Source organism: Pseudomonas sp. GW821-FHT05H12 (assembly GCF_059419385.1).
Genome location: NZ_JBWKRS010000020.1, coordinates 1 through 11911 on the forward strand (window position 1 = coordinate 1; position 11911 = coordinate 11911).

General features: G+C 60.9%; 11 protein-coding genes. 5 read left to right on the plus strand and 6 right to left on the minus strand.

Annotation, left to right across the window (positions count from 1 at the left end; translation table 11 throughout):
* Window positions 1–102: 102 nt before the first annotated feature.
* A complete protein-coding gene (gene msrB / locus AC07SU_RS18345) occupies window positions 103–495 on the minus strand; it encodes a peptide-methionine (R)-S-oxide reductase MsrB (RefSeq protein ID WP_176998240.1) in 393 nt (130 codons plus the stop codon).
* 202 nt (window positions 496–697) lie between these two features.
* Here msrB and AC07SU_RS18350 point away from each other — a divergent pair, with 202 nt between their 5' ends.
* Together AC07SU_RS18350 and htpX are read left to right on the plus strand one after the other, a co-directional pair.
* Window positions 698–1909: a pyridoxal phosphate-dependent aminotransferase gene (locus AC07SU_RS18350; protein ID WP_016978462.1), complete on the plus strand. Its 1212-nt coding sequence runs from the start codon at window positions 698–700 to the stop codon at window positions 1907–1909.
* A 304-nt stretch (window positions 1910–2213) separates the two neighbouring features.
* Window positions 2214–3101 carry a protease HtpX gene (htpX, locus tag AC07SU_RS18355; protein WP_176998241.1) on the plus strand — a complete coding sequence of 296 codons (888 nt, stop codon included), beginning with the start codon at window positions 2214–2216 and terminating at the stop codon, window positions 3099–3101.
* 164 nt (window positions 3102–3265) lie between these two features.
* Here the strand turns inward: htpX and AC07SU_RS18360 are convergent, their stop codons facing one another.
* Entirely contained in the window at window positions 3266–3922 is a 657-nt protein-coding gene (locus AC07SU_RS18360) for a thiopurine S-methyltransferase (RefSeq protein WP_494997809.1), read from the minus strand.
* A 103-nt stretch (window positions 3923–4025) separates the two neighbouring features.
* Between AC07SU_RS18360 and AC07SU_RS18365 the strand changes: the two genes are divergently transcribed.
* Entirely contained in the window at window positions 4026–4793 is a 768-nt protein-coding gene (locus AC07SU_RS18365) for a DODA-type extradiol aromatic ring-opening family dioxygenase (RefSeq protein WP_176998243.1), read from the plus strand.
* Between the two features lie 222 nt (window positions 4794–5015).
* Here the strand turns inward: AC07SU_RS18365 and AC07SU_RS18370 are convergent, their stop codons facing one another.
* Window positions 5016–6689 carry a DEAD/DEAH box helicase gene (locus AC07SU_RS18370; RefSeq protein ID WP_016972326.1) on the minus strand — a complete coding sequence of 558 codons (1674 nt, stop codon included), beginning with the start codon at window positions 6687–6689 and terminating at the stop codon, window positions 5016–5018.
* A gap of 422 nt (window positions 6690–7111) precedes the next feature.
* On the opposite strand from AC07SU_RS18370, the gene AC07SU_RS18375 reads away from it, so the two are divergent.
* Window positions 7112–7903 (plus strand): crotonase/enoyl-CoA hydratase family protein, encoded by a 792-nt coding sequence (locus tag AC07SU_RS18375; RefSeq protein WP_494997810.1) that lies wholly within the window; start codon window positions 7112–7114, stop codon window positions 7901–7903.
* 134 nt (window positions 7904–8037) lie between these two features.
* Here AC07SU_RS18375 and AC07SU_RS18380 read toward each other — a convergent pair whose 3' ends face one another.
* Window positions 8038–8793 (minus strand): spermidine synthase, encoded by a 756-nt coding sequence (locus AC07SU_RS18380; protein WP_178925008.1) that lies wholly within the window; start codon window positions 8791–8793, stop codon window positions 8038–8040.
* Between the two features lie 122 nt (window positions 8794–8915).
* Between AC07SU_RS18380 and AC07SU_RS18385 the strand changes: the two genes are divergently transcribed.
* The gene (locus AC07SU_RS18385) at window positions 8916–10262 is read left to right on the plus strand and encodes a class II 3-deoxy-7-phosphoheptulonate synthase (protein ID WP_176998246.1); all 1347 of its coding nucleotides are present in this window, start codon (window positions 8916–8918) and stop codon (window positions 10260–10262) included.
* A 114-nt stretch (window positions 10263–10376) separates the two neighbouring features.
* Here the strand turns inward: AC07SU_RS18385 and AC07SU_RS18390 are convergent, their stop codons facing one another.
* Together AC07SU_RS18390 and AC07SU_RS18395 are read right to left on the minus strand one after the other, a co-directional pair.
* On the minus strand, window positions 10377–11609 hold the full coding sequence (locus tag AC07SU_RS18390) for a winged helix-turn-helix domain-containing protein (protein WP_494997811.1): 1233 nt from the start codon (window positions 11607–11609) through the stop codon (window positions 10377–10379).
* A gap of 45 nt (window positions 11610–11654) precedes the next feature.
* Window positions 11655–11861 carry a DUF1127 domain-containing protein gene (locus AC07SU_RS18395; protein ID WP_256349883.1) on the minus strand — a complete coding sequence of 69 codons (207 nt, stop codon included), beginning with the start codon at window positions 11859–11861 and terminating at the stop codon, window positions 11655–11657.
* Window positions 11862–11911 lie beyond the last annotated feature (50 nt).

Consider the following 11911-nt stretch of genomic DNA (forward strand, 5'->3'; position numbering starts at 1 on the left):
CCCCCCCCCCCCCCCCCCCCCCCCCCCTCCCCCCCCCCCCCCCCCCCCCCCCCCCCCCCCCCCCCCCCCCCCCCCCCGGGCTCCTACGGGTGCGGTATTGAATCAGCGCGGGACCAGGTCCAGGCACACCGAGTTGATGCAGTAACGCAGACCGGTCGGCGGCGGGCCGTCCGGGAACACATGCCCCAGGTGCGCATCGCACTTGGCGCAGGTGACTTCGGTGCGGATCATGCCGTGGCTGACGTCACGGATCTCGATCATCGCACTCTGGGCAATCGGCTCGTAGAAGCTCGGCCAGCCGCAACCGGCATCGAATTTGGTCTTGGAGTCGAACAACGGCTCGTTGCAGCAAATGCAGTGGTACACGCCGTCTGTGGTGGTGGCGTTGTACTTGCCGGAAAACGGGCGCTCGGTGCCTTTGAGCCGGCAGACCTGATATTGAGCGGGGTCGAGCATTTCCCGCCATTCCTCCAGCGTTTTATCCAACTTTTCCATCGGTACACCTCGGCAACTGAAAAACCCTGATCTGTGTCTTTTCCATGGATCAGGCGGCACGTATGATTGCGCCTCTTCAAAACGCCAGTCTGGCACCCGCGCTACCGGCATTCAAACGTATTTATGGGTGCGGGCCTCGCAGGATTCGCAGTACGGTCGTGTCCACACCGTCTGGATCGTTCATTTTCAGGATCACATCGCCATGCAGGTCAGCAAATCGAACAAGCTCGCCAACGTCTGCTACGACATTCGCGGCCCAGTGCTCAAGCACGCCAAACGCCTGGAAGAGGAAGGCCATCGCATCCTCAAGCTGAACATTGGCAACCCGGCGCCTTTTGGTTTCGAAGCGCCGGACGAAATACTCCAGGACGTGATCCGCAACCTGCCGACCGCCCAGGGCTACAGTGACTCCAAGGGCCTGTTCAGCGCGCGCAAGGCGGTGATGCAGTACTACCAGCAAAAGCAGGTGGAAGGCGTTGGCATCGAGGACATCTACCTGGGCAACGGCGTGTCCGAGCTGATCGTGATGTCCATGCAGGCACTGCTCAACAACGGCGACGAAGTGCTGGTGCCGGCCCCCGACTACCCGCTGTGGACCGCTGCCGTGACCCTGGCCGGTGGCCACCCGGTGCACTACCTGTGTGACGAAGGCGCCGACTGGTTCCCGGACCTGGCCGACATCAAGGCCAAGATCACTCCGAACACCAAGGCCCTGGTGATCATCAACCCGAACAACCCGACTGGCGCGGTGTATTCCAAGGAAGTGTTGCTGGGCATGCTCGAACTGGCGCGCCAGCACAACCTGGTGGTGTTCTCCGACGAGATCTACGACAAAATCCTCTACGATGACGCCGTGCACGTGTGCACCGCCTCCCTGGCGCCTGACCTGCTGTGCCTGACCTTCAACGGCCTGTCCAAGTCGTACCGCGTGGCGGGCTTCCGCTCCGGCTGGATCGCCATCTCCGGCCCCAAGCACAACGCCCAGAGCTATATCGAAGGCATCGACATGCTGGCCAACATGCGCCTGTGCGCCAACGTGCCGAGCCAGCACGCCATCCAGACCGCCCTCGGCGGCTACCAGAGCATCAATGACCTGGTATTGCCTCAAGGCCGTTTGCTGGAGCAGCGCAACCGCACCTGGGAACTGCTCAACGCCATCCCGGGCGTGAGCTGTGTAAAACCCATGGGCGCGCTGTATGCCTTCCCACGTATCGACCCGAAGGTTTGCCCGATCCTCAACGACGAGAAGTTCGTGCTCGACCTGCTGCTGTCGGAAAAACTGCTGGTGGTGCAAGGGACTGCGTTCAACTGGCCGTGGCCGGATCACTTCCGTGTGGTGACCTTGCCGCGCGTGGATGACCTGGACATGGCCATTGGTCGCATCGGCAACTTCCTCAAGTCCTATCGCCAGTAACGACTATGGCGCTGTGCGATCGTCAGTCGGTCGCACAGCGATTATCTGGCAACACTTCTCTGCCCTGCCTAGCCTCCTCCTTATCGCGGCACACCACGGATCGGTCAGCCCCCTATAATTACGGGACGACAAGGCACGAATACGGTGATCATGGCCTGCTTTCCAGATCGGAAAAACCCTTCAAGGCTCTACGTTCAGGCTGTAGGACACAGTTTGAAATAGTCGCCCGGTTGAATAGCCTCAGGCCGCACCTTATATACCCCGCAGTACGCGACATATTAAGCATGAGGAGAACTCTACAACCATGATGCGCATCCTGCTGTTCTTGGCCACTAACCTGGCGGTCGTGCTGATTGCCAGCATCACCCTGAGCCTTTTCGGCTTCAACGGGTTCATGGCGGCCAACGGGGTCGATCTGAACCTCAATCAGCTGCTGGTCTTCTGTGCGGTCTTTGGTTTTGCCGGTTCGCTGTTCTCGCTGTTCATCTCCAAGTGGATGGCGAAGATGAGCACCAGCACCCAGGTGATCACCCAACCCCGTACCCGGCATGAGCAATGGTTGCTGCAGACCGTCGAGCAACTGTCCCGCGAAGCCGGGATCAAGATGCCCGAAGTCGGGATCTTCCCGGCCTACGAGGCGAACGCCTTTGCCACCGGCTGGAACAAGAACGACGCACTCGTTGCCGTCAGCCAGGGCATGCTGGAACGCTTCTCCTACGATGAAGTGAAGGCAGTACTGGCCCACGAGATTGGCCACGTAGCCAACGGTGACATGGTCACCCTGGCGCTGGTGCAGGGTGTGGTGAACACCTTCGTGATGTTCTTTGCGCGGATCATCGGCAACTTTGTCGACAAGGTGATCTTCAAGAACGAGGAAGGTCGCGGTATTGCCTACTACGTGGCGACCATCTTCGCTGAGTTGGTACTGGGCTTCCTGGCCAGCGCGATCACTATGTGGTTCTCGCGCAAACGGGAATTCCGTGCAGACGAAGCCGGTGCCCGCCTGGCCGGTACCGGGGCGATGATCGCAGCGCTGCAACACCTGCGCTCCGAACAGGGCTTGCCGGTGCATATGCCGGACAGCCTGACGGCGTTTGGTATCAACGGCGGTATCAAGCAGGGCATGGCTCGCCTGTTCATGAGCCACCCGCCGCTGGAAGAGCGTATCGACGCGTTGCGTCGTCGCGGCTGACAGGCAGTAGGTGACACACAAGAAAGGGGCGATTTGATCGCCCCTTTTTTATTGCCCCTGGGTTCTGTGCCGAGGCTGCTGCCGTCATCGCTGGCAAGCCAGCTCCTACATGTGGAATGCACTCCCCTGTAGGAGCTGGCTTGCCAGCGATGGCGGCAGCACGATCAACGCTTCGCCAACTGGTAGACACGCTCCTCAAGGCGATCAACACCGTCCTGCACGAACTTCCAGCTCTCAGCCAAAATGTCCTGTTCTTCCAGCACCGCCAACGCCCAGTGTGCACCCAGCAGCACCTTCACTTCGTCATCGGTGACCGCAAACGGTGGGCCGGCTTTCTGGGCCTGGTCATAATCGAGCGTGATCAAAACGCCTTGGCACCCAGGCGCTAGCAGGTCGTTGAGATGCTCGCAGTAACGCGCCCGCATCAGGGGCGGCAAGGCAATCAGCGCAGCACGGTCGTAGAGCGCAGTGCAATCGGCCACTGCTTCAGCGTCCAGCGCAAAGAAATCACCGCACCACAGCTCCACCTGATCAGCCTGGTACACCGTGAAGGCGCCTTGCCGGCTGATCCGGGGCGTGAGCCCTTGCTCTATGAAGAACGCCTCCACCGCCTGCTCTGACAGCTCCACGCCCATCACTTGGTGCCCGTGACTGGCCAGCCACATCAAATCCAGGCTTTTGCCACACAGCGGCACCAGCACCTTGGCACCTTCAGCCAGCGCAAGCCGCGGCCAGTACCGCTGCAAGTAAGGGTTAACCTCAGGCAAGTGAAAGCCAATCTGATTGCGCGCCCAGCGCTCTTGCCAAAACTTAGGCTCCATAAATCACCCTGAAAATTCGATAAAAAGGCGCTAAAACTTATATTAGATTTAGATCAATGATCTGATTGAAGATGGTCCCATGTTAACGCTCAGGACCCTACTTATGTTCCCCAGCCTGTTTATCTCCCACGGCTCGCCCATGCTGGCCCTGCAACCCGGCGCCAGTGGCCCGGCCCTGCAGCGCCTGGCCGCCGAATTGCCCCGTCCTAAAGCGATCGTGGTGGTATCGGCACACTGGGAAAGCCAGGAATTACTCGTCAGCGGCAGCCAGGCCCCGGAAACCTGGCATGATTTCGGGGGGTTCCCCCGCGAATTGTTTGCCGTGCAATATCCCGCACCCGGCGATCCGCAGTTGGCCGCAGAGATTGTGGAATTGCTGCACGCCGACGGTTTGAATGCACGCATCGATGAGCGCCGCCCCTTTGACCACGGCACCTGGGTACCGCTGTCGCTGATGTACCCGGCAGCCGATATTCCAGTGGTCCAAGTGTCGCTGCCAAGTCGCATGGGCCCTGCCCTGCAGACGCGCGTGGGGCATGCCCTCGCCAGCCTGCGCGAGCAAGGCGTATTGCTGATTGGCTCCGGCAGCATCACCCACAACCTGGGCGAACTGAACTGGCGTGCCGGGCCGGAAACCATCGAACCCTGGGCGCGGGATTTCCGTGACTGGGTAGTGGACAAGCTGGCCGCCAACGATGAAACCGCGCTGCACGACTACCGTCGCCAGGCGCCCCATGCCGTGCGCAGCCATCCCAGCGACGAACACCTGTTGCCGCTGTACTTTGCGCGGGGTGCCGGCGGTGATTTCAGTGTCGCTCATCAAGGCTTCACCCTGGGCGCACTGGGCATGGACATCTATCGCTTCGGCTAACGCAGATCCAATGGTGGAAACGGGCTTGTGGGAGCTGGCTTGCCTGCGATGCAAACACCTCGGTCTGTCAGGCTGACCTGGGTGATCCTATCGCAGGCAAGCCAGCTCCCACATAAACCAGCTCCCACAGTTGACCGAGTGCTGATCCGAAAATACCAGGCAAAAAAAATCCCCGAACCAGTCGGGGATTTTTTATGTGCGATCAATCAGCCCAAGGGCGGATCAATCTTCGCGGTAGCGACGCAGCTTCAGCTGCTTACCGGCAACGCGAGTGTCTTTCAGCTTGGCCAGCAGTTTTTCCAGACCGTCTTCCGGCAGCTCCACCAGGGAGAAGCTGTCACGGACCTGGATACGACCGATGGCTTCACGGGCCAGGCCACCCTCGTTGAGGATAGCGCCCAGCAGGTTCTTGGCAGCGATACCATCACGCGCGCCCAGCGCGGTACGGCAACGAGCACGGCCTTCAGCCAATGGAACCGGAGCACGACGCTCACGATCACCACGGTCTGGACGGTCGCCGGAACGCTCTGGACGATCACCGCGTGGCGCGCTGTTCGGAACCAGTGGGCGTTCTTTCTCGATGGCAGCCAGGGTCAGGGCTTGACCGTTAGTTGCTTTGCGCAGCAGGGCTGCAGCCAGGGCACGCGGGGTGCAACCGATATCGGCAGTCAGGCGGTCCAGCAGGTCGCCGTGGGTCGATTCAGCGTCAGCCACCAGCGGCGACAGGCTGTTGGTCAGTTTCTTGATGCGCGCATCCAGGACAGCCTGGGCGTCCGGCAGGCGGACTTCGGCAACTTTCTGGCCAGTCACACGCTCGATCACTTGCAGCATGCGGCGCTCACGTGGAGTCACCAGCAGCAGTGCGCGACCTTCGCGACCGGCACGGCCAGTACGGCCGATACGGTGAACGTAGGACTCTGGATCGTACGGCATGTCAACGTTGAACACGTGGGTGATACGTGGAACGTCGAGACCACGGGCAGCAACGTCGGTCGCTACAACGATGTCCAGGCGGCCATCCTTGAGGGAGTCGATCACGCGCTCACGCTGGTTCTGGGCGATGTCACCGTTCAGCGCAGCGGCTTTGTAGCCTTTGGCTTCCAGGGCACTGGCCAGGTCCAGGGTCGCTTGCTTGGTGCGTACGAACATGATCAGGGCGTCGAAGTCTTCGACTTCCAGCAGGCTCAATACAGCCGAGGTCTTCTGGTCAGCGTGAACCAACAGGTGAGCCTGTTCGATCGCGGTAACGGTCTGGGTCTTGGTCTGGATCTTGACGTGCTCTGGGTCACGCAGGTGACGCTCGGCAATGGCACGGATCGACTGTGGCAGAGTGGCCGAGAACAGTACGGTCTGGCGGGTCGGAGGCAGTGCCTTGAAGATGACTTCCAGGTCATCCATGAAGCCCAGCTTCAACATTTCGTCAGCTTCGTCCAGAACCAGGTGGTTCACGGTCGACAGCACTTTCTCGTCACGACGCAGGTGGTCGCACAGACGGCCCGGGGTGGCGACAACGATCTGTGCGCCATTACGGATTGCTTTGAGTTGTGGGCCCATCGGCGCGCCGCCGTAAACGGCCACAACGGTTACGCCTGGCATTTGCTTGGCGTAGGTTTCAAAAGCGGTTGCTACTTGCAGCGCCAACTCACGGGTTGGCGCCAGGATCAGGGCTTGCGGTTCGCGCTTGGCAGGGTCGATGCACTGCAGGATAGGCAAAGCGAACGCGGCAGTTTTGCCGGTACCGGTTTGCGCCTGGCCAATCATGTCCTTGCCGGCCATGATGATCGGGATCGATTGCTGCTGAATCGCCGAAGGCTCTTCGTAGCCAGTCGCTGCGACGGCTGCAAGAATATTCGGGTTCAGATTAAAAGCGGCGAAGCCGCCGGTTTCCTGGGTCATGGGTCTGCCTCTAAGTGCATCCGCAAAGACCCATGCTCCAAAGCTGCGCATGCCGTGTTGAGACTCAAGAGTCGCCCTGGCTGCTTTGTCGGCGGGGATTTGCGAAAACGAATGAATGAAAAAGATTCGTCAAGGAAGAGTCCGCTGTGCGGACGTGCAGCCGAAGCTGACTTCGGGGAATTGCGCTACCTAAACGCGGCCCGGTTAAAGGCCGGCGCGCACTATACCGGAAATACCTGAAAAAGGGAGCTTTTTTTATCGGAAAGCACCGATAAACCGCGCTGTGTCACAGTCTTTGCAGATAAGCGCGCCAGGGTCTATTTTTCAAAGGCCCGGCCCTGTTGGTCACAACGCTTAAACGGTTCACCTAACCTTTTGGACCCTTTGGTCTGAAACCTTCCCCGCGCCCGAGGGCACACCCGATGAATCAAGCCACCAGCAGTCGCGTCAGCCGTGAATTACAGGGCCATGTCCTGCTGTTGGGCCTGGACCGAGTGGCCAAGCGCAATGCCTTCGATCTGGACCTGCTCAATGAATTGAGTTTGGCGTATGGCGAATTTGATCGAAACGAAGAGGCCCGGGTGGCCGTGGTGTTTGCCCACGGCGATCACTTCACCGCCGGGTTGGACCTGGCCAATGTCAGCGGCGTGATGGCCGGAGGCTGGCAGCCGCCGCTGGGCGGATGTGACCCTTGGGGCGTGTTCGCCGGTCCACGGGTGAGTAAACCGGTGATTGTCGCGGCCCAGGGCTACTGCCTGACTATCGGTATCGAGTTGATGCTGGCGGCCGATATCAACCTGTGCGCCAGTAACACCCGCTTTGCGCAAATGGAAGTACAGCGTGGGATCTTTCCGTTTGGCGGTGCGACATTACGCTTTCATCAGATCGCTGGCTGGGGCAACGCGATGCGCTGGCTGCTCACCGGCGACGAGTTTGACGCCCACGAGGCCTTGCGCCTGGGGTTGGTACAGGAAGTGATGGCCAGCGAAGACCTGCTGCCACGCGCCCTTGAGCTGGCCAACCGCATTGCACGCCAGGCGCCGCTGGGGGTGCAGGCCACGTTGATGTCGGCGCGATTGGCGCGCATGGAGGGTGAGGCGTTGGCGGCTGCGGCGTTGCCGCCGATGGTGGATAAGCTGCTTAACAGTGAGGACGCCAAGGAGGGTGTGCGGGCGATGATTGAGAAGCGGCCGGGGGTGTTCAAGGGAATTTAGTTGTCGGCAGTGATGGCCTCTTCGCGGGCAAGTCGAATCGTCGCACCGCCGCTCCCACAGGGGAATGCATTTCAACAGGGAAACGCGGTCGAATGTGGGAGCGGGCTTGCTCGCGAAGGCGTCGGGACAGACAACTAGGTCGCCGGCCGAATCGCCTTGATCAACGACTGCAACGAATACCCCAACCGCGGCGCCAAGGCTTCGGCGCGGGCCGACAGCGCCTGCATATCCAACGGCTGATCCAGGTCTGACGGCACCAGCAGAATCACGTTGCCCTCCTTCACCGGCAGTTCCCAGTAATGCCGGTGGTACAACCCACGCAGCAAGGCGGCCCCCAACGGTTTGCCATCATCCGTGGCCCATTGGTTAATCACCAGCCAGCCACCCGGGTTGAGTTTTTTCTGGCAGTTTTCCAGGAAGGTCCAGGCCAGGTGCCCGACGCCGGGGCCTACATCGGTGTACAGGTCGACAAAAATCAGGTCGGCCGATTCGGCCGTCTCCAGCAATTGCAGGGCGTCGCCGATGCGAATGTACAACCGCGGATCGTCATCCAGCCCCAGGTACTCGATGGCCAGGCGCGGCACATCGGGGCGCAGCTCGATGGCCTCGACATCTTCCAGCGGCAGGAACTTGAGGCACGCCTGGGTCAGCGTCCCGGCGCCGAGCCCCAGGAACAGCGCACTCTCCGGCAATTCATGGCACAGCGCACCTATCAGCATCGCGCGGGTGTAGTCGTATTCCAGCCAGCTCGGATCAGCGGTAAACACGCAGCTTTGCTCGATGGCATCGCCAAACTCGAGAAAACGGTAATCGGCCACTTCGAGCACACGGATCATGCCGAAATCATCATGGACTTCGGCCAGCAGGCGCTCGACACGCTCCTCGGTCATCACTACTCCTAACGGGTTGGGCACTGCAAAGGCGCGATTGTCGGCCAACCGGCGGCAACAGGTCACGCACTAATTGCTGATAACATTGGCGCCCGACCGTCAACCACCCAATCGAGTTCATGATGAGCCAACCCTGGAGCCCCGACAGCTGGCGCGCCCTGCCGATCCAGCAACAACCCCAGTACCCGGACGCTGCACATTTGCTGCACGTGGAGCAGAGCCTGGCCAGCTACCCGCCGCTGGTGTTTGCCGGGGAAGCCCGCGAGTTGCGCCGTCAGTTTGCCGAAGTCACCCAGGGTCGCGCATTCCTGTTGCAGGGCGGTGACTGCGCCGAGAGCTTTGCCGAGTTCTCTGCCGCAAAAATCCGCGACACGTTCAAGGTGCTGCTGCAGATGGCCATCGTGATGACCTTCGCCGCCGGTTGCCCGGTGGTGAAAGTCGGGCGCATGGCCGGCCAGTTCGCCAAGCCGCGTTCGGCCAACGATGAAACCATCGACGGCATCACCCTGCCCGCCTACCGTGGCGACATCGTCAACGGCATCGGTTTCGACGAAAAAAGCCGCGTGCCGGACCCGGACCGCCTGCTGCAGTCGTACCACCAGTCCACCGCCACCCTGAACCTGCTGCGCGCCTTTGCACAGGGCGGCTTTGCCGACCTGCACCAGGTGCACAAGTGGAACCTGGACTTCATCGCCAATTCCGCCCTGGCCGAAAAGTACAGCCAGCTGGCCGACCGCATCGATGAAACCCTGGCGTTCATGCGTGCCTGCGGCATGGACGATTCGCCGCAATTGCGCGAAACCAGCTTTTTCACCGCCCACGAAGCCTTGCTGCTCAACTACGAACAAGCGTTCGTGCGCCGCGACAGCCTGACCAACGATTACTACGACTGCTCGGCCCACATGCTCTGGATCGGTGATCGCACTCGCCAGCTGGACGGTGCCCACGTCGAGTTCCTGCGTGGCGTGAACAACCCGATCGGGGTCAAGGTCGGCCCAAGCATGAACCCCGACGACTTGATCCGCCTGATCGACATCCTCAACCCGGACAACGATCCCGGCCGTCTCAACCTGATCGCGCGCATGGGCGCCGGCAAGGTCGGCGACCACCTGCCCAACCTGATCCGCGCCGTCCAGCGCGAGGGCAAGCAGGTGCTGTGGAGCTCCGACCCGATGCACGGCAACACCATCAAGGCCAGCAGCGGCTACAAGACCCGTGACTTTGCGCAGATCCTCAGCGAAGTGAAGGCGTTCTTCCAGGTGCACCAGGCCGAGGGCACGTATGCCGGCGGCATCCATATCGAAATGACCGGGCAGAACGTCACCGAATGCATCGGGGGCGCGCGGCCGATCACTGAGGATGGTTTGTCGGACCGCTACCACACGCATTGCGACCCACGGATGAATGCCGATCAGTCGTTGGAGTTGGCGTTTTTGATTGCGGAGACGTTAAAGCAAGTTAAGCGCTGACCTTGCGTCGACTGCTCTGACGCCATCGCGGGCAAGCCCGGCTCCCACAGAAGAGTGCATTTCAACTGTGGAATGCATTCAACTGTGGGAGCCGGGCTTGCCCGCGATGGCGCCCTAAAGAACACTGCCCCTATTGATCATTGCCACCCGCAACCTATCAGCACTCGGCCGCTGGCAATTGAGCTGCACCTGCTCCAGCCCCAACCAGCTGGCCATTTGCAACAGGTTCGCAGCCAGCGCCTGCATGCCCTCTTCGTCCAAACCCTGTTCTTCTTCGTGCACCGCATGAACGGCCAAGCGTCCATTGACGCGTTCGGCGCGCAGGTCGACGCGTGCGGCAATCCGCTCATTGTGCAAAAACGGCAATACGTAATAGCCGAACACCCGCTTGTCTTGCGGCGTGTAGATCTCCAGCCGGTAACGGAAATCAAACAGGCGCTCGGTGCGGCTACGCTCCCAGATCAGCGAATCAAAGGGCGACAACAACGCGCTGGCCGGTACCTTGCGGGGTACTCTGGGGTCCGGAAGACAGTACGCGGGCTGCTTCCAACCCTGCACCTGGCACGTCACCAATTGGCCATCCTCGACCAGTTCCGCCAAAGCGCTGCGGCTGTCGGCCGGATCCAGGCGGAAATAATCGCGCAGGTCTTTTTCGGTGCCCACGCCCAGCGCAGTGGCACTGTGCAGCAGCAAGCCGCGCTGGGCCTCGGCTTCACTCAAGGCGGCGTGTTGAAGGATGTCGCCCGGGATGACGCGCTCCGGCAAATCATAGAGCCGCTCAAAACCGCGCCGCCCTGCAACGGTGACCAAACCGGCCGCGAACAGCCATTCCAACGCATGTTTCTCATCACTCCAGTCCCACCACGGGCCCGCCCGCTCCTCACGGGTCGACAGGCTGCCCGCACCCAAGGCGCCTTGTTGCTCAACGCTGCGCAGCACGCGTTGGATAGTGGCCTGTTGTTCACGACCGAAACGCGCCATCTGCGAGTAGATGCCCTGCCCTTGCTTGGCCCGCTCCATGCGCCAGCGCATCAGCGGGTACAGCGCCATAGGCAGCAATGAGGCCTCATGGCCCCAATATTCGAACAGCGAACGTCGCCGACCCTGGCTCCAGGCGGCCTGTTCAAGCATCAACGGGGCGTAATTGCCCAAACGGGAAAACAACGGCAAATAATGAGAACGCACAACGGCGTTCACCGAGTCGATCTGCAACACCCCCAACCGATCGATCATCCGGTTCAGGTGCGCGGCCTTGATGAGTGCAGGCGCCTGGCGCCCGGAAAACCCCTGGGCCGCCAGCGCCATGCGTCGAGCTTGCTTGAGTGAAAATGACAGGTCGGCAGGCATGGGGTTCTCCGTGTGGGCTCGCCGCCTACCCTACTGCATCCGCGATCATTTTCGCAGCGGGTCTTCCCAGAAATGCAGGTGACGCTCTTGCTCTACATCGGCGCGATTGAGGCCGATGTCCTTGAGCGCTTCGTCGCTCAAATGTGCCAGCATCTGACGCTCATGGTGCAACGACTGCCAGCGCGCAACCGTGTGAAACAGCCCGGCGAACGGACGTTTCGCCATCAACACAAAACCAGTTTGACCTTTCATCTTCTCGCCCTCCAGTGGGGATGACGCGAGTGTGTGCCTTGCCCTATGAT